We start from the raw sequence: 25,116 nt of genomic DNA, 5'->3' as shown, positions 1-25,116 counted from the left end.
GATTTAGTTGCAGAATTTCGCTCTACTCCCCAACCACTTCAAATGCGGCGATAGCAGATTGATTATTTTATAAATAAATTCGTCTCTTTTACTTTTCCTCATTATTTGTCACTTGAGACCAGAAGCTCTTCCACTTGCTCCAAGAACGCGGCGAGTTCGCCTTGCTTACCGACGCCAGACCGCCATTCACCCATCGGCCTAACTATCGTAAGCTTGCGGGCCCCACGCGACAGCTCATCAACCTCGCAGTTGGTCATGCCGCGCCCCCGCAAGTAGTACTGCCCCCATTGAGTAAAGGCCATGATCCACATCGAGATCACCAGAGCATCATCCCACCGTGTCCAGTCGGAGGTGCTGGCGAGAGGTTGTTGTACGATCCGCTGCTGCCTTTTCAGGATCGCCTGCATCGACTTCAGCCCGGCATGCTGTCGCTCAGGGGTGCTGTAGGCGAAGAGGAACGCTGCGATATTGGTCATCTGACCCTCGCGCGTTCGGTCAAACATCAGCGGCTGGCGTTCTAGTTCACCGAACAACTCCTCAAGCCAGATATCGCAGGCATCGTCGGTGTTTGCACGGTCATTCCGCAACAAGGGAAAAATCACATCCTGGAATAGCCACGGTTCAGTCCAAGCTAGCTGTCGCATATGTCCACGCATCGAGTTGACCAGATGCCTCAACTCGTCCAAGGGAATCGTCGCCGGCAGCACTTCGTGCAGTGCCACTACTAAGCCGTTGTAGATATCGACCTTCTTCGGATTCCCCGCAGCGTGATGAGCCATCCAACCCAAGACGCGCACTCTCTCTTGATAGGCGAAGGCGGCCACCAACTGCAGCACAGTGGCGAGCCCTCCCGGCTTTTCCAGTTCCGACTCAATCGCATTCAGTCCCATCCATTGCAGCAAACCATTGCTGCTGCGAACAAGTCGGTCCCGTTGCATCTCACTGATGTCGAACTGCATCGACAGCGAAATGTCGCTGACGATCTGGCTCAACAGGGACAGCCGCACCACATCTTGGCCTTGGGGCTCCATTGGCACGCTGGCCATCTGGGCTTCGGTGATCGCCAGCAGAGCGTCTGGGGCATACCACCATAGAAACTTAATGGTGAAGTACTCCGGCCAAGTCAGGGCTGTGTATTTTGTCGCATGGAATAAGTGATGGAGTCGATAAGAGCTGTGTAACAGGGTTTCGACGGGGTCCCGAAAGAACCGAACGTCCATCACGGCCAGCTCCTTGTCCACCCCTTCATGCGTGCGACTGAACGAAGCCTCGAGGAACCGCACCAGGAATTCCAGAAAGCCCTGCTCAGATTCGAGTTCGCGAAAGCGGCGGTTCTCGGTGCGTGAATGTGCGAGCACTTCGCCTAGCACCTCCCAAGTCTCCGTGAAGTCCGAGAAGTCGCCTGCCCGATGGCTCAGGAAATTGCACAGGTTTGCCGTCTCAGGCAGCGCAAGCGAGTCATCCTTGAGTAGGCCCAGCGCCGCCATCCGCTCCTTCAATGGACATCCACTCAAGCCTTGTAGCGACGGTTCACCGGCCCATACGCTCAGCACCTCGCCTGCTGAAGTTTTTTCGAGGAAGCGCAGTGGCTCGTAACGTCGCGGCTCCGTCGGCGAAGCCGTGGAGTCGAAGAGAAGTCGTATGGAGAGATTTTCAGTCTCACCTTCTGACTGTGCGGCCTGTGCCTCCTGCACCAACCCGGACTTATACTGCTCAACCTTGAGCAGGACATCAGTAGGAATCGGAGTGATTAGCAATGGTTGTTTTTGTGCGGCCGCCTGAAACGAGTTGGACAAGTTGAACCCCGCGACCGGTAACTTGTCCGCTCCCATGATCAGAATATAGCGATCATGAAGGCAGCCCTCCTTCAGGCCGTAGATGCGCAGTTTGATGTGTTTCAGTTGATGGCGGTTTTGCTCGCAGTTCGCCACTAGATTGTCAATCCCGCTCGGGGTGTGCTTGTCAGACTCCTCCGTCGCGGCTTCGCTTTTCTTCGATGGCTTCTTGGGTAGGGACCTAAAGACTATGTAGTCGGCCTTCGGCGCCGCACAGAGCAACACCAGGCCCAATCCAGCGGTCTCGAAATAGGGATCGAAAATGACCAGCTGGTGCTGCGAGTATTTCGTCAGCAGCGCCCTGAACCACTCCACGAATTGCAGCCGCCCCTCACCGTCTCCCTCACCCCAGCGCAAAAAAAACTGTCCCTCCGACTTCGGTGGATGGAGCCTCGCAAAAAGAGAGGTGAGATCGCGGCTGGCCGGAACCCAAGGGTCTGCCTCACGCCCACCAACGTAATTAGTGAACCCCAGATTGCCACGACTAATCGTCAGGGCTGCCCTCACCCGCGCCGACATGGACGGCCGAGTGGCTTTTTCGAGCCAATCGAACTTGACCGCGCTACCGCCGTGGCCCACCATATGCCCCTGAATATGGACCTCCCGAATGTACCCGATCCGCCACCTGCAACACAGCGTGCCCTCGCGGAAATGGTCGTCATGAAAGCCGAAAATTTCCAGTTCAGTGCTGTCGGTCCTAGCGTGCAGTTGGCCGCTCAACTCGAACTTACACTCGAACACGCCTTCCGTATCTCGTTCTGCTGTGGCGACGCCCGAGTAGGCAATTTGTCCGTCGTTCTCGATGTTCAGCCGGAATTGGAAGCCGCTGAAATGCGACACTTGCATTGGATTGAATCGGACAACTAGACCGCGAGGAGCATCGACCCAGCTCGTGCTCAACAAGTGCCGATCCAGATCATCCAGAGCAGGAAAGACAAGTAGCTCAAGATCGCCGAACCGGGTAATGTCGGCACCACCGAAGTCCAGGCCTGTATCCGCGTTGAGATGCTTGACCACGAATGCTGTCAAGGCGACATCGTAGTCCTGACCCAAGCGGAACAGAGCCCCCTTGTCGGCCTGGATAATCGCAGCGCTGAAAGCTCCTGCTCCGCCATGTGGGCTAGAGGTTGATCGCTGGTCATACGCGTCGCGGTTAAGCAGGTAGCTTACAGGGCGGTAGACTAAGTCATCGGCGACGAGCGCGGTTGCTCCGAACCGCACTTTCAACTGCTCTGAGAGCCGGAGCTTCAGTTCTTCGCTGATTGTTGAGACGGTTCGGCCAATGCTCAATTGCCGTAGAAGGTCCGCACAATGGACGCTATTGACGTACAGATTGAGCCGGGTAACCTGCGCCTGAACCTGTCCGAAGATGTGGAAATTATCGCTGTCACTGGAGGACCAACAGTCGCTCGAATGACTGTAGGGGAGTAGGCGACCGTAGACAATGCGATTTTCAATCGATTGTTCGGATTTAATCTGCAGAATCCATAGCTGCAACGCACAGTGGTGAGCACCTTCCGAGAACAGTCGCGCCAGCCGACTGTCGTTGAGCAGAGCATCTAGTGTAGGAGCCATGGATTCTTCATGAAGATTTTTCCGAATTGTAATATTGGCGCCGGCGCTGGGATGAGGCCACTTCTTTGCGGATATGCCATCAACGAGCGCCAAGCCGTCCAGCTCCAAGCACGCAGCAGGCAAGGCCCGCGCACCGATCAATGTTCACTTGATTGTGGGCAGCGACTTAAAGGTGAGTTGATGCCAATAGCATACTACCCGCTTCGCAAGCGGGCATTTCATCGGATCATACGCGCCCGCAATCAAGTAATTACTTTGACTCATAAATGAGAGGCTGATTTAATGCAAATACTCAATTAAGGTCAAATTCAAAATAATTGACGTGATCTCAACCGTTCAAAGCAGATCTAAAAGTTTCATATTTCTTCTTCCAATTTGAAATTGTTGACTCTGTCACGCCCATATTTTTGGCGATATCAGCCTGACTATTTCCCGCTTGGGCCAAAACAATTGCCTCCTCGAGGCGTTTAGACATAGCCTTCCCAGAACCTCTTGTAACTGAAAGTACTTCCGCTTCTAAAGATAACCAAACTTCAAATGAGCGAATATGAAATTGCAACATCGACTCGTTAAACCGATAAGGATTCAATCTATCCCTTATGCATTCAATTAACTCCAGATATGTCATTTTTAACACTGACGCACCACCGAGTTTTGCTAGGGCATGTGGATATTGCTGCAGAAGATGATGAATTTCATCTAAATCGCCAGTGGTCAAAGGTGACTCATTCGCTATGAGTATCTTAATCAACGCTCGCATATGACTTGGCTCAGACAAGATAGAACGTCTGTTATCCCTTAGCTGAATACCTCGTTGATCCGCCAGTCGCCTCGCTTGTTGCCCCACCCTGTACTTCATGTACTGTTTGGAAGCGGTCCTATCTGAATCATTTCGATTGCCCTGACTATGATCATGGCAATATTTACCCCCTATTTCAGGAGCAATTTGTGCCGGACAAAAGGCACATTGGCGCTCATCTTTAATCTTCTTCAATACCCATCCAATTAAAGCGAGCCCAATCACGATATCTGGCAATGAGGATGCACAACGCTTATGCTCTCTTATCAATGAGAAGGCTCTCTGAGCCACTTTTGACAAATTCCGCAGATTAAATGGTGCCGCTTGTGGACGCGATTTCTCAACGCGATCAATCAAGGATCTATACGTATCGTCCGGGTAAAAAGACACCTCCGTAAGAATCTCAGGGCAGTGCTTCGAAATATTCAAGACGAGACTTTTATTTAGCCTCTTCCATATGCGTACGGTGTCAAAACCTAGCGTTTCCGTACTTACCCCTAGTATTTGTGGCAGAGGTGAGAGAAATAACTCGTAACGCTCCCCATCCATCTGTGTTGGCCTACCCTCACTCTCTTCCTCATCATCGTCCTCATCAACTGATGCCCCCGCAGCCATAGCTGCTTCATGAGCTACAAATAGCCCATCTAAAACATAAACCAGATCATTTCGCGTCGACTTCATTTTTGCTGTTTTTTCGTTTTCTTGCCAAATTATCCTTCAGGCATGAAAGTAAACGCAAATACCTGTAAACCTTCGCGGAAAGGCGAAAACATGAACGAACTGATGGGCTCAAAACAACTTGCCAAATATTTAGGTGTCTCAATGCGAACACTCGACACACTAGACAAGAAGGGAGAACTACCATCTGGGTTTCGTGTTGGCCATTTACGTAGATGGCGACTAGAAGATGTCGAAAACTGGGTAAATATGCGACTAGAGAAATGCCCAGTCGCTACTCAACACTAAATCGTCATCACTGCAGACATTGTGTTTACAAACTATTGGTACTGGTGCTCCAGCAGAAAGGGGAGGCTATGAAAATCTTTTAGAAAAATGAGGGGCTGAAAAGCAAACGGCCCGGGTGTAGGAACCCGAGCCGTTTTAAAGAACATGTATTAGAAACACTGTTCTTATTCTATTCGCCTCCCCCCCAAAGTCAAGCCATACAACAGACATTTTTATGCCTGTTTGGATAACTGCATCTTGTTGCTTTGGCTTGCACACCTTCTAAGCGATCTCAGTCTGTATGTCTCTACATACGGAATGGACAAACACGTTTAAAAATTGGAGCAAGAATGAGAAATATCATATTCGAACAGATCGAAACCGCTCGACACAGCACCCCCGGCCTGGACGGCATTATTCATGGGACTCGCAAGATAAAACAGGGCAAGCATGGTTCACGTGCCTCGCTCATTTACAGCGCAAAGAACCAAGCACTTATTCCTGTCGAGTCCTGGTTGGAACGCGACTTTTGCTATGAACTAGAGCGCAATCCCAAAGTGCTGCTCTACCGAACACAAGCCATTTCCGTCCCATACCGTGACTCAACCCTTCATCCCGATTTTTTAATCTTCGATCGCGGCGAAGATTTCTACATCAGAGAGATAAAACACTCGGCCTTAACTAACGCTAGTAGGACTGTCCGTAAAACTAACTACCTCATGACGCTCTTCGGAAAACTTGAGTTGGAATACGGTGTAGTAACTGAACAAGACATGTGGAAGCCAATTGAAAAATCCAATTGGGCCATGCTTTATAACCGTGGTGGACGATTGGGCATCGCCCAAGATCTACTAGATTGGGTCGTACCCCTAGCACAAAACCTTCCTCATCAAACTCGCACTTTGTCTGCGCTTCGATTGGCTATACAACAAAGTAAGCTGCCCGCGTATCTGCTTGAAGCCTCTCTCTTCAACGGCACACTGCAATGCCGAATGGATCGCCCAATTAATCAGAACACAATAATTGAGGTGGCCCAATGAACGGCCTCATCCCTCACAAACTTACAGTTGGGACACGCATAGCCATCAAGAACCAAGCATTCGAAGTTAGCTTTGTCGATGCAGTCAATGTTCGCTACGCTTCTTGTGTCGGAGGCAGAATTCACACTATGCCGACGACAACGTTCTGGGAGTGCGTAGACACCGGGGTTATCGGCTTTTTGGATAAATCGGAGAATCTACCTTCACTCGACAATGAATATGGGATTCCCTATTTAAGCGATATCGAACAAGAGCAAATGCTCTTGCGATTTAAGTTCGTACAAGAAGCTATGCGCTGCACTCAGCACATTCAAAGTAAGGAGAATCTTGAGCGAACTATTTCCAAAGTATGTTTGTCGGGCGAAATTGCTATTCGCCCTGGCAAAAGCACACTTGCTCGCTGGATTAAACACTTTATTTCCTCAGGATGCGAAATCACGTCTTTAGTCCCCCGGCATGCAGATAAGGGATCTCGCCAAAACCGCTTATCCATCGATATCGAACATCTTGTTGGCATAGCCATTCGTGATGATTTTCTGACTGCTGAACGCCCGACCGTGCAGCAAGTACATGCCAATGTGATTGGCCGCGCCTTGGAGAACGGGATTGATACAACCAAAGATAAGCTCCTCAGTGCTCGCACCATGCACCGTCGTGTCAAGGCACTGGACCCATATATCCAGGCACTGAAACGTCACGGCAAGCGCTATGCCGATCTTCGGTTCCGCGCTGCCGGAACATCCATGGAAACGTCTCGACTCATGGAAATAGTCATGATGGACGGGCATAGGATGGACATCATCGTAGTCGATCCAGAAACAGGGGAAGTACTGGGGCGTCCTTACTTGGTATGTCTATTCGATGTGCATACCCGTGCTGTAGTCGGTTGGCACATTAGCCTGATTCCATTTTGTGCCACAACGGCATTGGCGGCCATCAAAGACATGTGTAGCCGAGATCCCCTAAGTGGGCCTGGTGGTGTTCCTGAAATCATCATTACCGACAATGGGCCAGATTTGATCAGCTATGCGCTACGCCAGCTGTTAGCCAGAATAGGCATCCATATTCAGTCGTCCAAAACCTACTGTCCCGATGATAAGGCCTTTATTGAGCGCTTCTTCCGAACGTTATGTATGCAGCTCATTCACATGATAAAAGGAACCACGTTTTCCTCACCGACGGATCGTGGTGACTACGATTCTTCTGCGAATGCTGTCGTTACATTGGAGAACCTATGTGCGCTGTTTAAACAGTGGCTTGACGATAACTATCATAAGTCGATCCATTCAGTGACAAATCGTGCACCAGCACTGGCTTGGCGAGACAAGCAGGCGGAGATGCCTATCCTTTCTTATGCAAGGGAAGATCTAGATGCGATCGCACGCATTTCATATATGCGCAAGATCAACAACGGTCGCGTCATTGTAGACAACTTGGCGTATAAATCTGATGCCCTAGCCACACTGGAGATGCGCGATCAACGCAATGTGACTGTGAAGGTGGATGAAATGAATCTCGGCTATGTCTATGTATCACCAGTTTCCAATCCTAAACAATTGATCCGCGCAGATTGCGTTCGCATTAATTATTCCAACAACTTAACCAAGTATGAACACGACCAAGTCCAGAAGAGTCTTGCGGATATGGCCCAAAAAGATCGTGATGAGCTGGGTGCCTATGCATATGAAATTGCTAGATGGCGGTTGTGGAACAGCATCCACAACCTTTCCAACTCCAAGAGCAGCCGACAACTCAAGCTGCTCACGGAAGGTCTTGGCTCTAAGGCAGCAGCTCGAAAAAAAGTTTCTTCTATGCGTCTATCGACCAAAGATACAGAAATTGCCGACTCTTCTATTACGTATACCCAAGCCCCTGACCCAATGGTGAACAGCCATAGCGCATCGCAGAACAAGTCAGAAAACTCACACGAAGCTGAGTTTGAAGTAGGTGAACTTTAAAAGGATATAAGTATGCATACCAATCAAACTAACATGCAAAATGAACCGACAAGCACATATGCCAGAGCCATACGTGAGGCTATAGCGAAGCTTGATAACACCATAGTCTATTACCCGGCCATGAAGAATGCGATCGACGGCTTGAATGAGTGCATTTCCTGGTCTGAATTCAACAAAGAACCTGTCGGAGCAGTCCTCGTCGGGACTGGAGGTATGGGAAAAACAACTATATGTAATTTAATTGTCAAAAACTTTCCTCCTCAAATAGTGGAGAATAATTTGGCAAACGTTCTAACCATTCCAGCGTTCTACTCTTCCATACCTTCGCCATCAACGATTAAATCGCTGGCTGTCAATCTACTGGAAAGTCTAGGTGACCCATTTCCCAAAAAAGGCAGTGCCAACGTATTAACGACAAGGCTATATACGCTCTTAAAGCAATGCCAGACAAAGATCATTCTTCTCGATGAATTTCATCACCTGTTACTAGAAGGTAGCGCCACGGAAAAACGTACGCACAAAATCTGCAACTGGCTTAAATCGTTAATCAATAATACGGGCGTTATGGTGTGCCTTATTGGGACACCTTCCTGCGAGGCTCTCGTAAATTTTGATAGTCAAATGTCCCGGCGATTCATGCATCGCTATCGACTAAATTTATTAGATGCAGGCACAACAATTAAGCCGGGCCCACTTGGTGGATTTTTGCGCGCGCTCAGTAAAAAGTACGTCAAGCATTTAATGCTAGATGGCATGCCTGATTTCAACAATCATCATCACGTAGAACAGATGCTAGCCGCGACGTCGGGCAATCCGTCATTCGTTGTCGCCTTAATGAAGAAAGCAACGGCCAATGCCATGATTGCGTCCCGTAACATTGTTGTTATTGAAGATTTTGCCGATGCCTTCGACACAGAGATATCTGCACCTGTAGCCGAGTTTGAAGAAAATCCATTCAGGATGACAGAGCGCCAATTGGCACTTAAATTGGGATACAAAGCATTGAAAGGGAAAAAATCATGCTGATCGCCACACCTATTCCACAAGCAGATGAGTCACCCTCCAGTGTTCTAATGCGCGCCGCAGCGTTGAATGGCTTAGGGAAAGTACGGGAACTGGTGAAATTCAAAAACAAGCAAGGGGACGAACCATTACGAGCAGGAATAACTTCTGCATGGCGTTCACCCGAACTCTATGCGGCATATATGGCTGAATTGGGAATTACCTTACCCCACAGTGCCGGCGCTTATCGGCAACTTAAGACCATTGAATGCACGCGAGTTTATTTCAATGATCATGTGTACTTACCATCTCTGATGTACCGCCCGGAGGGGTCTGCATTTTGTCCACAGTGTCTGGCTGAAAAACCATACCTGCGTCGGATTTGGTCTTTAAAAATTCTCGATGTCTGTCCTACTCACCGCTGCGATCTGATTGTGTTCTGCCCCGTTTGCGATCAGGCACCGAACTGGGATCGACAAAGTCCAGAAATATGTCATTGCAAATTTGATTTACGCACATGCCAACCGAGCTATAAAAACAAAACCAATCCTGATGAGGTAGTAAAAGCGATTCAGGAAAAATGTCAGATTTCACTAAACCTTATGGTGAAGGGAGCTTTTCAGAAAGAGAGTCGGAGGCAGCGTGAAAATCGCGCAGCCTCGATACATAGATATTAAATCAATCACGCAGTTTTTTAATCGATAACACTACGCCTACTTACTGCGTAAGTAGGCGTTTTAACATCATTATTGCGTAATGGATAATGGCACCCCAAAAGTCGACACTTAATTACAAGACGCGTATATTTTAATTACTAAGTCACCGTCGCTAAGGCGTAACTGATACATAGGTGGAATATGAATCACATTGATACGGAAATTCAGCACATCACAAAGCCAAATGACAACATATTCTTAGACTTAGGTTTTTCTCCAGAAGAAGCTAAACGCTATCAAGCTGAATCACAAAAACAAATCGATGAAGCTCTTACTTTAAAACAGCAACTTATTGATAAGAAAGATATTTAACGCTCGACTGTGTCCACTAACAGCATAATTTGAATCCAAATTTAACTACGTTTAGAATGTAGTTAAATTTTCTCTTAAGAATTCTGCGTTGAATTGATAGTTGACCATTTCTTTGTGATCTTTGGAGTAGTTACTCAGGTTTCAAACTACGAAGAGTCGCAATTAACTTGTCGATATCGGTTGCCGGATTGACACTGGACGTTGCTTCGCAATGACTACGCAACTTCTCAGCATTGCCAACCGCTTCATTGAGTCTACCTTTCAATCCTGTATAGATACCTTTTAGACCTTTTCCATATTGTTTAAATCCATCCTTGGCTTTTAAGGCCTGCACCACTTGATCGCCCACAGATTTTTTCCCGGCCGCATGAAACGGTTGATCCGTATAGCCAAAGTGGAGTAATAACCAAAATTCAAAACAAGGCGTGGACGTAATTGCCTCCAGCGGCTTTCCACCTGCACTTAAATCCTTGGTTTGCTGAACAGCCGCAGAAAAAGTGGTATGTTTGTCTCGGTCAAAGATGCAGTAAACCTTATCATAAGCATCTCCTCCCTCAGCATCTTCGTTGTATAGGTGCAATGCGTGCGCCACTACTCTATCAGGCGAAACACCATCATTCGGTGCAACGCGAACTACTTGCTGTCGAATACCCCAGTCGTCAAGCAATTCGCGAAAATAATGGGGCTCTGTTTTGGTACCCTCACAAACAATAAGATAGCGCTTATTCTGCGCTCGTATGTGCTGTTTTCGCTTCAGCTCTGCGCTCTCGCGTGCCTTACGTTTACGAAAAAGATCTTCAGACCCCATAGAAGTCCAAGTCTTTCAAAAATGGGATTCCGCCGTAACGTCCATTAAGATAACCACGCTCCACCGCTTCGGTATCACGTGGGCTAAAGTCAGAAAGTGGATAGAGTTTAGTGGCCCCTTTGGAATCCTTTTCCATGAACCAAACTTGGTCACGGCGCAACAATTTTTGACTAAGTAAAGTCGTGTCGTGGGTTGTGAAAATGAGTTGCGCTTTATTACCCTCATGGTGCAAGCGCTTTACCAAGTGATGCACCAACAAAGGATGCAAGCTGGTATCCAGCTCATCCACAATTAAAACCCGCTCATTTTCGATCACATCCAACCAAGGACCTGCTAGAGCAAAAAGAGCCCGTGTCCCATCAGACTCTTCAGCCTCATTGAACTCCACCGTCTCAGCGGTATTGACATCTTTACGAAGGAAACGTGGCTCTTTTAATTTTTTGCCCGACATATCCTTCAAGATTTCTTCTCGGACTGATGCAGGTACGCTATTAGGAATCATGTCTGGTGAGAAAATGGTTTCCTTTACCTGAATATCTGAGATCGACAAATCTGCTGAGTTCATGAACTCCACGATTCGGGCTCGGTCAGCATCATTTTCACATCTGTGCATGGTGTAACCAGCACTGAATCCATACATCGAATCAAACACCCGCAAGCGTAGCTTGAACCAATCAAAGGCTGGCTTCAATTGCTCATTATTTAGCTGAATCGCTGTGGAAAAAAACAATGCATTCGGACGCGTTTGCGTAGCCCAATTTTGACGTTGCCGTCCACCAAGGAAAGACGTGCTGAACTTGTAGACATCTTTGCCGGCTTCCACATCAAAAACTCGGTGAAACCATTTTTGTGCGCGATTGAGTGGATAAGCAAAAAGCCACTCCTCAGTAAAGCGCTCACGATTGCAACGAAAGCCGTACTCATAGCGAATACCTTGCTCTACAAAAGTGATTTCAAACTCGCTATCGGCCAGCCTAGACTCAGCTGTCAACTTAAAAGGTACCACTTCAATCGCATCCCCAGCTTGGCTTTCCTTTTGCGAATTCAGCACCTGCATTCTCATAAACTGGAGAGCCTCAATCAAGGTGCTCTTACCCGACGCATTAGGTCCATACAGCACTGTGGAACGCAACAAGCGGGGAACACTATCTTGTTCATGAATAAAGGTGTTAAGTGACTCCAACTCTTTAAAATAAGTGGATGCAGCCAAATTGAGCGTCTGGCGCTCCAAGATGGACCGGTAATTTGTGACAGAAAAGTCGATAAGCATGATGAATTTTACCCTGTCATGTCAATTATTTGCAAAATGATTGCAAAAAGTAGCATTAGTTTTAATTTTCATAGACTAATAATGTACAAAATCTGAAAGAAAAATTGCTCTTTAAGCACTTTTTAAACACCTTAGCCAGCACGGCACCACTTATTACGAGCATAGTCTGACAAATCCTATAGATTTCAACGGAATCCATTGAGTAGATAGTCACTAACTGAAGCGTTTCTGGCCGTGAGTTCATGTTCAAAAATTTAACAAAATGACCACTTCAGAAAATCTCACTTTACTTGGCAACACTGTTGATTTGCATCCAAAACCGCCCCCACGTTTAGAACACAATCCTACTTACCAAAGTGAGTGGGAGATTGGAGTGATCGACGTGGCATTACTTGGAATTATTCGACGCTGGCACCTTCGTGACCAGGTCTCATTGAGGGAAATATCCAAACGATTGGATATCTCTCGAAATACCGTCCGGCGCTATCTACGCGCTGAAACTGTTGAGCCAGCCTATGCGGATCGACGTTCCCCGACATCTCTCAACAAATACGCGCTTAAGCTTTCAGCCTGGTTAAAGACCGAGGCGACGAAGTCACGCAAGCAACGACGGACTTTGAAACAGATGCACATCGATCCTATGTGCGTTGGGATTTGAAGGGTCGTACGACCGAGTCGCAGCCTTCGCAAGACAATGAAAGGTGGATCAGTTGGAGAGGGTCAACTCTGCGAGAAAATCAACAGCTTCACGACCTTGTTGTTGATCGTGGTCACAAGGGCGAAGTATTCCAGATCACTAATCTTGGGTACCAAGTCGCCGATATGATCGCGCTATGATTTAAATAAGATTTCATTCAAGCAAGCTGGCTTCTATAACCATTGAGTCTAGGCGTTAGTGCGAATACTCAGTAGCCAACCGACACGCCGTCCTGAGCGTAAAAGCCCACGCCCAATCATCCTAAATCAAAGCCGGGAGTCACTTGGATACCAATATCATTGATAAAATATTCCCATCTGGAAGGCGAACCGACTGAGTTTCGACAGTCACCCGGTAAACGCCTGAGCCGCCAAGCCAATAATTCGCAGGCTCTTTCTTAATTCGCGTCATTCCATTTTTACCTGTGAAAGCCATTGTGAAGGCCTCCGTGTCATGGTGAAGATTCTGATTGACATAAAAGTCATAAGGAAACGACGCGCTGCGTTGATGCCAGGCCATCCCTATTTTGCTATGGCATGCGAGAACGGCTGCTTTATCGGATCGTTTGATTAACTTAATGGCCGCAGCAGTAAGACTAGAGCTAAATTCTTTGGCTAACGCGGAAGCTGTATCTAGGGACACCGCTTTGGTTTTGATCCATGGATCAACCAAGTAAGTTGGCAAGATTAGTTGACTCGCATAGCCGTTCGCTTGCGATTCAGTTGTTTTCGCTCCAGCATTTTGGGGGCCGATATCCTCCTTGGCGCACTGAAAGGACCCGGCGTTCTTGTCACAAATCCAATGAGCTAACTCGTGCGCGAGAGAGAACCGCTGGCGTCCTTCTAAGCTCGACTCACTAACGCTGATCACTGCGCTATCCCCGCATGCGACGAGCCGGGCCTCGCATCCACATAAGGGGCGATAAACCACTGTCGCGTTTCGATCATTTGCAATTCCGATCAAATCTATGTGGCTAGGAGAAGTAACCCCATAGCTCCAAAGCAGTCGCTCGGCCGGTGACATTTCCTCAGGATCAATGCTCATCGTCACTTGGCTTTATCGCCCCCAAGGCAATTAAATCATCATAGAGACTTAGCCAATCAGAATCAGTTTGCTTCTTTCCGTCTCTGAATGCCAATCCGATCCTTGGATCTTGCGCAAAAAGGGATTGGATTGCTGCTTTTATAAACTCAATGTTGATATCTTTTCTAAGGGAGTTCACTGGCTTTGCGGTCGGCAGCGTTCTGACTTTCGCTTGCTGCATTCGTTGACGTAGGGCTCCAGCAGCAGCCTCTCTCATAGCCGCCTTCATTTCATTGGCAAGCTTATCGAGGTCTTCTCCTGCATCCTTTGCCTCTAGGCGCAGTTCCTCATCAGATATAACAAGAAGGTCTTCCAACGCTGCATCTCTAAGAGCTTGTATTTCCTTATTTTTAGCGCTCATGATTTGCTCCTTTCCATGGACAGCTTTTCCAAACCGCGACGGAACCGTCGCTTAGCCGTGTCATATTGCGTATCGGTCATCTCACCCATCTCTTTGATTTCAGAGGAGGAGCATCCGTCTTTGATGCCCATGATGATCCAGGAGATATTTGTATCGTTCACAAAGTAAGCCTCGATAATGTCAGTATCTGCTTTGATGATGGCCTGCCGCTCATTCATCTCGTCAATTTCTAACGCGACGCTTTCTGGCGAGCAATGAAAATGTCCCTCAGCGCCAAGAACATCCTCAGCAGCGATATGTTCGGTAGCCATTTTTTCAATGTAATCGGTTTTGGTCTGAACAAGGGAATCCCGTGAATCACTCGCAAGGCCTCTTATAGTCATCACCATGAAAGCCATGAACGACACATTGCTTTTCCACGCTCTTCCCTTTTCACCGTTTGCCGCATTCATTGTCCGCACCACAGCTTCGTTAATTAACTCTTGCGGATTCTGGTATTCAGTTCCGAATAAAGAATACGTAGCCGCCATCCTCAGCCGATAGCTGTCTTCCTTGGTCATTTGTTCAATCGCACTGCGGATTTGGTCCGGTGTCGCACAGTCACCGGCATTTGGGTCTGCTGTATCCAATGTCTACTCCCTAGCTTCTTTTTATATGTGCGGAGCGAAATCTCAAGTCGGACACGAATTTATGTCCGCAATTGAAAACTACTCCGCATATGTTATTGAGCGGCAATCATGCCGTGACAAGGATTATCCAAATGACTATCAAACGCAACCAACATGTTGTACCTCAAGACGATCAATGGGCCGTCAAAGGGGCGAATTCCCAACGCGCTACCGAACTATTTGATCGTAAATCAGACGCCGTCGAACGCGCTCGTGAGATCGCCCAGAATCAAAAAACGGAGTTGGTAGTGCACGACCAGAAGGGGCGAATCCAATACAAGGATAGTCACGGCAATGATCCATTTCCACCAAAAGGCTGAAATTAGAGGGTCGCCGCGTGCGACCCATTAATTTCAGTTAAGGAGCTAGAGATGATTGACATTCGATTTGAGATTAATGGCCGCAGAGTGGATCCTCGTAATATCGGAGATGCGCTGGAAGGCATGATGTTGAAAGCTGTGGGTGACAGCATCCGGAAGAAACTTGCGAATTGTCGTTGTGCTGAACATGGACAGTTCCCCAAACTGGTCGCTAAAGGTCGGACCATTGAGAAACTCAATTTTGAAATTTTTGCTTGTTGTGAGCCCCTCTTGAATGAGGCAAGCCGTAAGCTTGGATCCTAGCATTCCAGAGAGGTGAAGATGTCTGAATTTAGACTTACTAACGAAATTATCGCGCGATCAAGTTCGTCGAATTGGGCCGCCGCGAAGCTCGAATGGACGTTGCATGAAATTTACGAGGCTGATGAACCCGAAACGTGTCTCTGCGGCCACTTTCCGATCAAAGAGCTGTGCGTACTACGCAATAGAATTAATGATGCCCGGGCGACCGTAGGAAATTGCTGCGTGAAGAAATTTATGGGGCTACCGTCTAATCTTATTTTTCAGGCCGTTAAACGAGTACGTGCTGATTCTTCCAAATCTCTCAATGCGGAATCGCTTTCGCATGCGCTAGAAAAAAATTGGGTCAATCAATGGGAATACGATTTTTACGCCCGCATTATGGCAAAGCGAAACCTTACCCCGAAACAAGTCGAGAAGAAGCAACAGATTAACGAGAAATTCATGCGTAACATACGGCGTCTGAACTCAACATGAAAACGATCGCACAATAGCTGCTGTTCAAAAGAGCTGCGAAAGTAATCAGGTGAATCCCAGATCTCGTTGTAAACGTAAGTCTGCAAAGCTTTTACTCATTACATAGATCAGCACAAATTGCTAACGCTTCATGCTTGGCAATGAAAGTATCAATTGGACGAGTAGTAATTCCGATCTTATTGGGATGCAGAATCCAATCTCGAATGTGTAGCAACGCATGAAGAAGGAAACAATATCATCTTCTATCCAACATCTTAACCACGAATACCATAGACAACATCCAAAATGAGACCTCAAAAAAAACGAGCTTCGGAGACGTTTTTCCAATTTTCGGATTTTTTCTTAAGCACTTCTTCGAGTTCCTGGCAATTTCATTGACATTGATGGGTATTTTTGGCTATGCGGCAGGAAAATCTTTTAATGATGGATGGGCGCGAGCTGCTGGTATACCGACAGCACTTTTCCCTTCCGATACTTATGAACTGGTTTTACAGGGATTAAGCCTTAAAACACCTTGGCTATATGTCGCAGTCGGAATCGTCATGCTCATCGTTATTTTTAGCAGCATTTTTTTCCTCGATACTTTCCAGGAAAGACGAAATAATTTAATTCGACATCGTCGCAAAGCTTATGAAAGTTACTGGTCACGATATAACAGAAATAGTAGAGCCAAGAAAGCTCGCGTCGAATACCCTAAAGGTATCGCTTTCGAAAAATGGAGGGCATTAGGTTCTAGAGGCCACTGGATAAAAGTTAAGAATATGCAGATATTAAGAGCTCAAAGAGTTTTCCCATATACAAAAATTGCAGCTTCTCTCTTTCTACAATTAGCGGCCATAGCGATACTGGTTATATTTTATTTTTTTATTAAAAATATCATTATGAGACCTGCAAGTACGGAAGGCGCCCAAGAATACATTGGCATGTATGCCGCCGTAACTGGCAAGCGACCTTCTCAATTTAGCATCTCAGATATCGAACCATATTTTTTAAAGGAGCTAGCCTGCAAAGGTCGGAACGAGCTTCGGAAATATCGAACGGTAAAAATAGCCACAGAAAAAAACGAGGCATCGTTACCATCATCAGATACAGGAAATTATGTATTAAAAGGGACTGACAAAATTTTTCTCTTACTGAATACTAGTGGCTCAACTGTCCGCTCATTTGGAGGAAATTCTTTTGATCTCAAAGAATCAGACTTGCGACCAATATCGGATATCGTAAAATCTTGCCATTATTCTTGAGAGATGAAGATGTTCAATACTTTAGATGTCCACCTTTCCATTCCTTTGAAAGTAAACACAGCACAGCATCTTGAATTACTGCATTCCAAATTGAAAACTAAATTTGAGATGCAAGAACTTGGCCGCACTGGGGCCAAATTAGTTCGAGTCAAAATCATCAGCTTAGATACAGAGTTTCAAACTATTAACGAGTTGGAAAATTCAATACGTCAACTAGCCGAAGAGGCGGAATTTCCATGGATGCTCTTTGGTGGGATACGTGTTGGCGAGAGTACCACCGTAATCTATTGACTCTTCTGACTTGGTAGAAACGCTTCTTACCGGTCTGACTCATTCTGCTCAGAAACAGCCATTTCAGAAAAATCTCACTTTGTTTGGCGAGACCATAAGAAATCTCATGTTCAGCGTCAAATCGGCTCATCATCTATGTCAATCAGATTTGTAACTATCTGATTTTCTTTTCGAAGAGTCTCAACTTCTCTGTCACTCAACGCTCTCCGTAAAGTGACACGGAAGTTGAGATTCTTGCCGCAGAAGGTGAGATTTTTGCCTCAATAGTTGAGACTCGGCGTACTTAAAGACCGAAATGGCAAGTCACGTTAACTACAATGAGCTTTGAAACAACTCTACTTGGATGCCTTGGATATGAAGAGTTGTATGCCAGATTCAGCCTGCATCCATGTCAAAGCTCGCCACTTAATTCCGACAGCACTGTCAGTTATAAATCGGCAGTGCCAGGAATATTTTGATGACAATCGCATTCGCGATGTCGATAAAAAAAGCGCTGACCATAGGCACCACCAGGAAAGCCACGTGCGATGGTCCGAAGCGCTCTGTCACCGCCTGCATATTGGCAATCGCGGTCGGCGTCGCGCCCAGGCCAAAACCGCAATGCCCGGCCGCCAGCACTGCAGCATCGTAATTTGAGCCCATCACGCGAAATGTCACGAACACCGCATAAGCCGCCATCGCCACTGCCTGTACGATCAGGATCAGCAACACCGGCAAAGCCAGCGATACCACATCCCATAAACGCAAACTCATTAAGGCCATCGCCAGAAACAGGGACAAGCTGACATTACCCAGTACCTGAATGGCACGCTCGAAAATCTTGTATCCGACCAGTAAGGACAGGCCGTTGCTCAGCAAGACACCGACGAATAGTACGCAAACGAAAGTCGGCAGTTCAAAAGCAGTGCCGTTCAATTGATTCGCAATCGTAGTGCCGGCAGAAAGACTCACAGCAATCAGAGCGAGCGCCTCAATGAATGCCTGCGGCGTAATCAGCTGTACCGCTTTCGGTTGTTCAAAGCTCTGCTGCACCTCGTCATCACTCGGCTGCGTGCTTGCAGTGGCTTGCAACTTGAAGCGTTTTACCAGGAACCCCGCCACCGGGCCGCCAACCAACCCTCCCAAGACCAGGCCGAAAGTAGCGCAGGCGATTGCGATTTCAGTCGCTGCGGCCAGGCCATGTCGTTCCGCAAATACCCGGCCCCAAGCCGCCCCGGTGCCATGGCCGCCAGACAGGGAAATCGACGCGCCCAGCAAACCGATCAGCGGATCAAGTCCCATGATTTTCGCCATGCTGATGCCGATGATATTTTGCGCGACTAGCAGCCCGAACACCACTCCGAGAAACAAGAATAAGGTACGACCTCCGGCTTTCAAACTGGCGAGATTGGCATTCAGACCAATGGTGGCAAAGAAAGCCAGCATGAGCGGTCCTTGCAAGCTGCTATCGAACCGTACTTGCGTGTTTGAGAAGCCATGCAGCGCAAACAGAAGCAATGCGACCAGAAGGCCACCGACTACCGGCTCGGGAATACTATAGGTTTTCAGACAGGAGAAAGACGAGACCAGCTTACGTCCCAACAACAACACCAGCGATGCCGCCACCAGTGTTTCCAGAATATCGAAACTAATCATCAATCACCTTTCATTACCTTTTTTCTTCCCTGTATCAGAAAATACCAGACATCAATACCTTGCGGGCAATCAAAATGCGGCGCACTCAAGAGCTGGATCGCCAAACCGTTTAAAGGCAATGCTGTATTGACGACTTGCAAAAAATTGCTGACTTGGTAGCATCCTGCATCAAGAAACTGCAATCAATCTTTCAGCCTGCGTTGACACTAACGATCGCCGCAACGCTTCAGAAAACGATGCCAGCGCCGGCGTCCATGTATTCGTTTCTGCCGCCACAAAATAAGTATCTACCGCACCCAATCTTGCCGGCAATGCCAGGCTGTAAATCGGGAAGCGATGCTGATGCGCATCAAAGACCACTTTCGGTATCAGCGCATAACCCATCCCGGCGCCAACACAGCCAAGAATCGCATCCAGCGAACCAAAGTCAACCATGCGCGACGAGTACACGCCACGATCTGACAACAATACATCCACCCGCTGACGATAACTGCATCCCTGTCCAAAGACGAGGAAGGTTGAGGATGCCAATTCTTCGGCCGAAGGCATGGCAGTCAGCGGCGTTGCCGACACCAGCACCAGTTCTTCTCTGTACGCTTTAAATTGATACAGACGCGGGTTCTCCAGCTTGCCGGCGATGAACACGCAGTCAAAGCGCCCTTCGTTCAAACCCGCAACCAGATCGGCCGTTGGGCCGGTGGTGAGCTTCAGATTGACTTCAGGAAAAGCTGCGTGGAAATGCGTGAGCAGTGGCGGAAGTCTGAGCGCTGTTGTGGTTTCCATCGCACCCACACGCAGACTGCCACTAATATGTCCACCTTTGAACAAGGCTATCGCTTCATCATGCGCCTGAATAATTCGTTCGGCATACGTCATCAGCGTGAAGCCGGCAGAAGTCAGACGCACGCGTCCACCGCGAGCGATCAGTTGCACGCCGACTTCATCTTCCATTTTTTTGATATGCGCAGTCACATTGGACTGAACCGTGTGATGCCGCTCGGCCGCCGCGACAAAACTGCCGGTTTCTGCAACGGCAATGAACAGGCGCAATGACTTCAAATCCATAAGATCACCTTCAGATCGACATCTCTAAATGTGATGCAGCTTATCATTACTAATCGTTTGTAGTGCTGACCATGTATCACTATCATCCTATCGACAGGCAACTGCTGCGCCTGTTCTTTCATCAATGGAACACACATGGTTACACGTACCGATCTTCCCGCTATCGCCGTTGGCATGAGTGCCACTTTGGCTGCTGTTGGTTTGGCGCGGCTCGCGTATACGCCGCTATTGCCAGCCGTCATCCATCACGGCTGGTTCCTGAGTTCACAAGCTGTTTATCTCGGTGCTGCCAATCTGCTTGGCTATCTGCTTGGTTCGCTGATGGCGTATCGACTGTCCGAACGATTTGAAGCACGCGGGCTGCTGGGCATTGCCTTTCTTGGCGTCATGCTGAGTTTTATCCTGTGCTCGCTGCCAGGCGCATTCGTCTGGTTTTTCTTCTGGCGCTTTGTATCCGGCGTTGCCGGCGGCATCTTGATGGTGGTCGGCCCATCTATCGCATTGATGGCCGCTGCCACCGGACGAAAAACGACGGTTGCCTCCCTCGTCTTCACCGGCATAGGCATGGGCGCCATACTATCCGCGACCGTAGTACCACTACTGCTCCGCATCAGCCTGACTGGCGCCTGGTTGGTACTAGGCATGATCACCCTGCTTGCCGGCCTTGCCTGCGATTGGGGCTTGCGTCGCATCCGTATACAACAAGCAGAGATACCGACGCAGCAAACGACAGACTCATCGCCCATTCAGAAAGTCAGCATCGCGGCCTTCATCGTCGTGATCGCTTATGGTTTTGATGCGGCCGGCTTCGTGCCTCACACCGCTTTCTGGGTTGATTTTTTGGAGAGAGAAAAATCGCTGGGAACAAGTGCCGCTTCATTCCAATGGCTGCTGTTTGGGATAGGCGCAATTGTCGGCCCGATGGTTGCCGGTTTTCTTGGCAATCGTTTGGGTTGGCATCGCAGTCTGGCATTGGGATTTTTTATCAAGGCGGCCGCGATTGCGATTCCCTTGCTGTCGATCTCGTTCTTCTGGCGCTCGGCATCTTCGCTGATCGTCGGTGTCATGGTGACCGGCCTGGTAGCCCTGACATCCGGCAGATTGATGGAACTGGTCGGGCCAGCGGCATACAAGCGCGTATGGGGAATGGGCGCAGCATCCTTCTCCAGCGCGCAGGCTTTATCCGGTTACGGTATGTCTGCGCTCTACGGCGTACTCGGCAGCTACATACCGCTCTTCGCCATCGGCAGCATCTTGCTGGCAAGCGGCGGCTTGCTCATTATGCTCACGCCAAAAGCACACACATCAACTGCTGCAGTAGCTACGTTGGTTTTATGCAAAAAAGAGGATTGATATACAGCCTTCTTCAATCGCACTGCACCGTACGCCCGCCTCGCACGTATAGCCGCTCTGAAAAAAACTGGAATAAAATTTGTTATTGCTCTGGAGCGGTCATTAGCACTGATTATTGTTCGCTCCGCGTCTCTGCCAGTGCTATCGTCAAATGCTGCACTTTCTTTTTCAAGTGATCTCGCTCTTCGGTCATTTCAGCCAGCAAACCCTTCAAACGATAAATTTCGATTTGATCTGCCGAGGCGCCGTCCGGTGGCGCTGCCAGTTCGACCTTGGGTTTCTGCGGCAATCTGGATTCACGCACCTGTCTTGCCGCCTGACGCAATTCCTTCTTGCCGCCGGCAACGGCAGCGATCTGCTTTTCGCTCGGCAAGGAAGCAAGCGCCGCTGCGGCATTGATGGAAATGGCACCGGATTTGATCGCGCCTACCAGTTCAGGCGCCGCTGTTTTTTGTATTTTTTCAATTTGCCCCAGTGTTGCACTACTCATGCGTGCGGCACGCGCAACGGCCTCGCGGGTCAATGGCGATTCTTTCTCTGCCTGCACATGCGCATCGCCGCCAGCAGGTGCTTCAGGAGATTGCTGCTGCGCCAAGCGTGCAGCGACGATTTCTTTTTTGCGCAATGCCAGCACGCCGCGCTGAAAATCCGAAACGCTGCGTCGTCCCAGATGATTGTCGATCATCCACAGGTGTACATCATCGATCGACTGGAATGCATGATTCTGCACAGTATTGAAAGGAATCGCGTGTTTCTGGCAGATGCCGTAGCGATTGTGGCCATCGACCAGCAGGTCGCCCCACAATACCAATGCATCGCGACAGCCTTCCGACAGCAGACTGCGTTCCAGTGCAGCGTACTCATCTTCAGTTAATGGATCGATATAGGCGCGCAGGTCTTCGTTGATAGTGATGGTCATGTTCAGGCGATATAAATGAAAGCGCCGGTAGTGTACCGCCGCTCTTGAGCAAGAGGAATTTTTGTTCTCGATCACACGGCGCAATGCATGTGCCCGGGTCGCGATCATATGTCCGCTTTTCTTCAGGCTCAAGCTCTGCAGGCCAGCGCAGCGACATGCGATGAGCGGCGGATGGGCGTGAAGCCTGTGATCAGGCAGATAATTTCGCTATGCGAATCAGCGTTTTCGCTTTATCAGCGATAATACCCGGCATTCCACACACCAACTACCCAACAATGAAGTACCCAGCCGTACTTTCCTTCAGTGAGCTTCGACCGCAACTCGCGCAGTTCGATGCCATCATTGACGTGCGCAGCCCCGCAGAATTTCACGAAGATCATATCCCCGGCGCGATTAATTGCCCTGTTCTCGACAATGAACAGCGTGTACAGGTTGGCACCATGTACAAGACGGTCGGTGCGTTCGAGGCGAAGAAGCTGGGTGCAGTGCTGGTGGCGAAAAATATCGCTCAGCATATCGAAAGCCAATTTCTCGGCCATCCGCAAAACTGGAAACCCCTGATTTATTGCTGGCGTGGCGGCAATCGTAGTGGCGCCATGGCGCATATTTTTGCGCGCATCGGGTGGCCGGTCATGCAACTGAACGGCGGCTACAAAGCCTATCGCAGCCATGTCAATGCCGAACTGGCCGTTTTGCCGCAGGCCTTGAACTTCAACGTGCTATGCGGGCCGACCGGCAGCGGAAAAAGTCGCCTGCTGCGAGTGTTGGCAAGCCAGGGAGCGCAGGTACTGGATCTGGAGAAGCTGGCAGCGCATCGCGGTTCGGTACTGGGCGATTTGCCTGCCGCGCCGCAACCGTCGCAGAAGCGGTTTGAAAGTCTGCTGTGGGAATTGTTAAGCGGCTTCGATCCGGCGCGACCGATTTTCGTCGAGGCGGAAAGCAAGAAAGTGGGAAAGTTGCGGGTGCCGGATCAGTTGATGGATAAAATGCGTGCCTCGCCCTGCACCACAGTGCATCTTTCCACTCCGCATCGCGTTGCCTTGCTGATGGAAGAATATCCTCACTTTATTGCAGATCCGGCGCAACTCAATACGCAACTCGATTTCCTTATCCCATTGCATGGTCGCGAAAAAATCGCACAATGGCATCAACTCGCGCTCTCGAATCAGACACCTGAGCTGGTGGACGAGTTGCTGCGCACGCATTACGATCCGGGCTATCTGCAATCGATCAAGCGCAATTTCATTCAATTGCAACAGGCACAAGCCCTCACTCTGGCGGATATCTCCGAAGCGAGCTTCCAGCAGGCAGCCCGGCAGTTGATTCAGTCCGCAGACAATTTCCCAGCCGCCTAGTCGGCGCGTATTTCAAAGGCAGCTCGCACATGACGACAGAAACACCACCCATCATCAGACTGACCGAGTTCTCGCACGGTGGCGGCTGCGGCTGCAAAATTGCGCCTGGCGTGCTCGCGCAGATACTGAAAGGCACCGGCGGTTTTCCGATGCCCAAGGAACTGCTGGTCGGTATCGAAACCTCCGATGATGCTGCCGTCTACCAGCTCAATGACGAACAGGCGCTGATTGCCACCACGGATTTTTTCATGCCCATCGTCGACGATCCTTACGACTTCGGCCGGATTGCCGCCACCAATGCCATTTCAGACGTGTATGCGATGGGCGGCACCCCGATCATGGCGCTCGCGCTGGTCGGCATGCCGGTCGGAAAATTGCCGCTGGAAACGATAGGGCTGATACTGAAAGGCGGTGAAGCTATCTGTGCAGAGGCAGGGATTCCGATTGCCGGCGGCCACACGATCGATTCCGTCGAACCGATTTACGGACTGGTTGTGATGGGGCTTGTGCACCCCTCGCATATCAAGCGCAATGCCAGTGCGCGCGCCGGCGACCAACTGATTCTGGGCAAACCGATAGGCGTCGGCGTACTGTCAGCGGCATTAAAGAAAAACGTACTGGATGCAGCCGGCTACGCATCCATGATCGCCAATACAACCAAACTCAATACGCCCGGCAAGGCGCTGGCGCAGCTCGCTGGCGTGCATGCGCTGACCGATGTCACCGGTTTTGGCGTACTCGGGCATTTGCTGGAACTGGCGCGCGGCGCCGGGCTTACAGCACAGCTGGACATGTCCCTGATTCCGCTATTGCCGCAAGTGCAGAAGCTGGCCGAACAAGGATGCATCACTGGCGCGTCCGGAAGGAACTGGCAGGGTTACGGCCACGAAGTAGTATTGGCGCCGTCCATCAGTCCGGTACAGCAGGCGCTGCTGACCGATCCACAAACTGCCGGCGGACTGTTGGTGTCATGCGCACCGGACACCGTCGAACAGGTATTGGAATTATTCAAAAAAGACGGCTTTGCCGAGGCCGCCGTGATCGGCGAAATGCGTGCGGGGAAATCCGGCGTTGAGGTGAGATAGCAA

At 49.2% G+C, this 25,116-nt stretch carries 24 protein-coding genes and 1 pseudogene; 15 read left to right on the top strand and 10 right to left on the bottom strand.

Features of this window, described 5'->3' with window-relative positions:
• Window positions 1-101: 101 nt before the first annotated feature.
• Together ACIQW9_RS01170 and ACIQW9_RS01165 are read right to left on the bottom strand one after the other, a co-directional pair.
• A complete protein-coding gene (locus tag ACIQW9_RS01170) occupies window positions 102-3,503 on the bottom strand; it encodes a VPA1262 family protein (protein ID WP_402331892.1) in 3,402 nt (1,133 codons plus the stop codon).
• 235 nt (window positions 3,504-3,738) lie between these two features.
• Window positions 3,739-4,890 carry a helix-turn-helix domain-containing protein gene (locus ACIQW9_RS01165; RefSeq protein WP_402331889.1) on the bottom strand — a complete coding sequence of 384 codons (1,152 nt, stop codon included), beginning with the start codon at window positions 4,888-4,890 and terminating at the stop codon, window positions 3,739-3,741.
• A 42-nt stretch (window positions 4,891-4,932) separates the two neighbouring features.
• On the opposite strand from ACIQW9_RS01165, the gene ACIQW9_RS01160 reads away from it, so the two are divergent.
• The 6 genes from ACIQW9_RS01160 (at window position 4,933) to ACIQW9_RS01135 (ending at window position 10,182) form a co-directional block, all read left to right on the top strand.
• Window positions 4,933-5,175, top strand: coding sequence for a helix-turn-helix transcriptional regulator (locus ACIQW9_RS01160; RefSeq protein WP_402331886.1), 243 nt, complete (start codon window positions 4,933-4,935; stop codon window positions 5,173-5,175).
• 329 nt (window positions 5,176-5,504) lie between these two features.
• A complete protein-coding gene (locus ACIQW9_RS01155; RefSeq protein WP_402331883.1) occupies window positions 5,505-6,194 on the top strand; it encodes a hypothetical protein in 690 nt (229 codons plus the stop codon).
• Window positions 6,191-8,152 (top strand): hypothetical protein, encoded by a 1,962-nt coding sequence (locus tag ACIQW9_RS01150; RefSeq protein ID WP_402331880.1) that lies wholly within the window; start codon window positions 6,191-6,193, stop codon window positions 8,150-8,152. Before ACIQW9_RS01155 ends, ACIQW9_RS01150 begins: the two co-directional genes overlap by 4 nt.
• Before the next feature lie 12 nt (window positions 8,153-8,164).
• Window positions 8,165-9,178, top strand: a complete 1,014-nt coding sequence (locus ACIQW9_RS01145; protein ID WP_402331877.1) for a TniB family NTP-binding protein — start codon at window positions 8,165-8,167, stop codon at window positions 9,176-9,178.
• Window positions 9,172-9,831: a TniQ family protein gene (locus ACIQW9_RS01140; protein WP_402331874.1), complete on the top strand. Its 660-nt coding sequence runs from the start codon at window positions 9,172-9,174 to the stop codon at window positions 9,829-9,831. The genes ACIQW9_RS01145 and ACIQW9_RS01140 overlap by 7 nt, the downstream gene beginning before the upstream one ends.
• Before the next feature lie 180 nt (window positions 9,832-10,011).
• Complete coding sequence (locus tag ACIQW9_RS01135; RefSeq protein ID WP_402331871.1) at window positions 10,012-10,182, top strand: hypothetical protein; 171 nt, start codon at window positions 10,012-10,014, stop codon at window positions 10,180-10,182.
• A 130-nt stretch (window positions 10,183-10,312) separates the two neighbouring features.
• On the opposite strand, the gene ACIQW9_RS01130 is transcribed toward ACIQW9_RS01135, so the two are convergent.
• A complete protein-coding gene (locus ACIQW9_RS01130; RefSeq protein ID WP_402331868.1) occupies window positions 10,313-10,990 on the bottom strand; it encodes an RloB family protein in 678 nt (225 codons plus the stop codon).
• The gene (locus ACIQW9_RS01125; RefSeq protein WP_402331865.1) at window positions 10,980-12,260 is read right to left on the bottom strand and encodes an ATP/GTP-binding protein; all 1,281 of its coding nucleotides are present in this window, start codon (window positions 12,258-12,260) and stop codon (window positions 10,980-10,982) included. The genes ACIQW9_RS01130 and ACIQW9_RS01125 overlap by 11 nt, the downstream gene beginning before the upstream one ends.
• A 373-nt stretch (window positions 12,261-12,633) precedes the next feature.
• Between ACIQW9_RS01125 and ACIQW9_RS01120 the strand changes: the two are divergent.
• Window positions 12,634-12,952: pseudogene (locus ACIQW9_RS01120) on the top strand (IS21 family transposase); the annotation flags it as partial.
• A gap of 284 nt (window positions 12,953-13,236) precedes the next feature.
• Here the strand turns inward: ACIQW9_RS01120 and ACIQW9_RS01115 are convergent.
• Genes ACIQW9_RS01115 through ACIQW9_RS01105 form a run of 3 tightly spaced genes read right to left on the bottom strand, consistent with a single transcriptional unit; the run spans window position 13,237 to window position 15,030 of the window.
• Window positions 13,237-14,001: an ImmA/IrrE family metallo-endopeptidase gene (locus tag ACIQW9_RS01115; RefSeq protein WP_402331862.1), complete on the bottom strand. Its 765-nt coding sequence runs from the start codon at window positions 13,999-14,001 to the stop codon at window positions 13,237-13,239.
• On the bottom strand, window positions 13,991-14,401 hold the full coding sequence (locus ACIQW9_RS01110) for a hypothetical protein (RefSeq protein WP_402331859.1): 411 nt from the start codon (window positions 14,399-14,401) through the stop codon (window positions 13,991-13,993). The genes ACIQW9_RS01115 and ACIQW9_RS01110 overlap by 11 nt, the downstream gene beginning before the upstream one ends.
• Window positions 14,398-15,030, bottom strand: coding sequence for a hypothetical protein (locus tag ACIQW9_RS01105; RefSeq protein WP_402331856.1), 633 nt, complete (start codon window positions 15,028-15,030; stop codon window positions 14,398-14,400). The genes ACIQW9_RS01110 and ACIQW9_RS01105 overlap by 4 nt, the downstream gene beginning before the upstream one ends.
• A 131-nt stretch (window positions 15,031-15,161) precedes the next feature.
• On the opposite strand from ACIQW9_RS01105, the gene ACIQW9_RS01100 reads away from it, so the two are divergent.
• The 5 genes from ACIQW9_RS01100 (at window position 15,162) to ACIQW9_RS01080 (ending at window position 17,701) form a co-directional block, all read left to right on the top strand.
• Complete coding sequence (locus tag ACIQW9_RS01100; RefSeq protein WP_402331853.1) at window positions 15,162-15,389, top strand: DUF2188 domain-containing protein; 228 nt, start codon at window positions 15,162-15,164, stop codon at window positions 15,387-15,389.
• A gap of 51 nt (window positions 15,390-15,440) precedes the next feature.
• Window positions 15,441-15,692, top strand: a complete 252-nt coding sequence (locus tag ACIQW9_RS01095; protein WP_402331850.1) for a hypothetical protein — start codon at window positions 15,441-15,443, stop codon at window positions 15,690-15,692.
• Window positions 15,693-15,710: 18 nt separating this feature from the next.
• Window positions 15,711-16,166 carry a hypothetical protein gene (locus tag ACIQW9_RS01090; RefSeq protein WP_402331847.1) on the top strand — a complete coding sequence of 152 codons (456 nt, stop codon included), beginning with the start codon at window positions 15,711-15,713 and terminating at the stop codon, window positions 16,164-16,166.
• 383 nt (window positions 16,167-16,549) lie between these two features.
• On the top strand, window positions 16,550-17,410 hold the full coding sequence (locus tag ACIQW9_RS01085) for a hypothetical protein (RefSeq protein WP_402331845.1): 861 nt from the start codon (window positions 16,550-16,552) through the stop codon (window positions 17,408-17,410).
• Window positions 17,411-17,419: 9 nt separating this feature from the next.
• Complete coding sequence (locus tag ACIQW9_RS01080; RefSeq protein WP_402331842.1) at window positions 17,420-17,701, top strand: hypothetical protein; 282 nt, start codon at window positions 17,420-17,422, stop codon at window positions 17,699-17,701.
• Between the two features lie 423 nt (window positions 17,702-18,124).
• Here ACIQW9_RS01080 and gltS read toward each other — a convergent pair whose 3' ends face one another.
• Both gltS and ACIQW9_RS01070 read right to left on the bottom strand, forming a co-directional pair.
• Window positions 18,125-19,336, bottom strand: coding sequence for a sodium/glutamate symporter (gene gltS, locus ACIQW9_RS01075; RefSeq protein ID WP_402331839.1), 1,212 nt, complete (start codon window positions 19,334-19,336; stop codon window positions 18,125-18,127).
• 168 nt (window positions 19,337-19,504) lie between these two features.
• Complete coding sequence (locus ACIQW9_RS01070; protein ID WP_402331836.1) at window positions 19,505-20,401, bottom strand: LysR substrate-binding domain-containing protein; 897 nt, start codon at window positions 20,399-20,401, stop codon at window positions 19,505-19,507.
• A gap of 135 nt (window positions 20,402-20,536) precedes the next feature.
• On the opposite strand from ACIQW9_RS01070, the gene ACIQW9_RS01065 reads away from it, so the two are divergent.
• Window positions 20,537-21,754 (top strand): YbfB/YjiJ family MFS transporter, encoded by a 1,218-nt coding sequence (locus tag ACIQW9_RS01065; protein ID WP_402331834.1) that lies wholly within the window; start codon window positions 20,537-20,539, stop codon window positions 21,752-21,754.
• 112 nt (window positions 21,755-21,866) lie between these two features.
• Here ACIQW9_RS01065 and ACIQW9_RS01060 read toward each other — a convergent pair whose 3' ends face one another.
• Window positions 21,867-22,673 carry a hypothetical protein gene (locus ACIQW9_RS01060; protein WP_402331832.1) on the bottom strand — a complete coding sequence of 269 codons (807 nt, stop codon included), beginning with the start codon at window positions 22,671-22,673 and terminating at the stop codon, window positions 21,867-21,869.
• A gap of 275 nt (window positions 22,674-22,948) precedes the next feature.
• Between ACIQW9_RS01060 and mnmH the strand changes: the two genes are divergently transcribed.
• Both mnmH and selD read left to right on the top strand, forming a co-directional pair.
• Window positions 22,949-24,028: a tRNA 2-selenouridine(34) synthase MnmH gene (mnmH, locus tag ACIQW9_RS01055; RefSeq protein ID WP_402331829.1), complete on the top strand. Its 1,080-nt coding sequence runs from the start codon at window positions 22,949-22,951 to the stop codon at window positions 24,026-24,028.
• A 29-nt stretch (window positions 24,029-24,057) separates the two neighbouring features.
• Entirely contained in the window at window positions 24,058-25,113 is a 1,056-nt protein-coding gene (selD, locus tag ACIQW9_RS01050) for a selenide, water dikinase SelD (RefSeq protein ID WP_402331826.1), read from the top strand.
• Window positions 25,114-25,116: the final 3 nt, after the last annotated feature.

Source organism: Herminiimonas sp. NPDC097707 (assembly GCF_044761395.1).
Taxonomy (GTDB): domain Bacteria; phylum Pseudomonadota; class Gammaproteobacteria; order Burkholderiales; family Burkholderiaceae_D; genus Oxalicibacterium.
The sequence above is the reverse complement of the archived record's forward strand: the minus strand, read 5'-3'. Positions and strand labels throughout refer to the sequence as shown.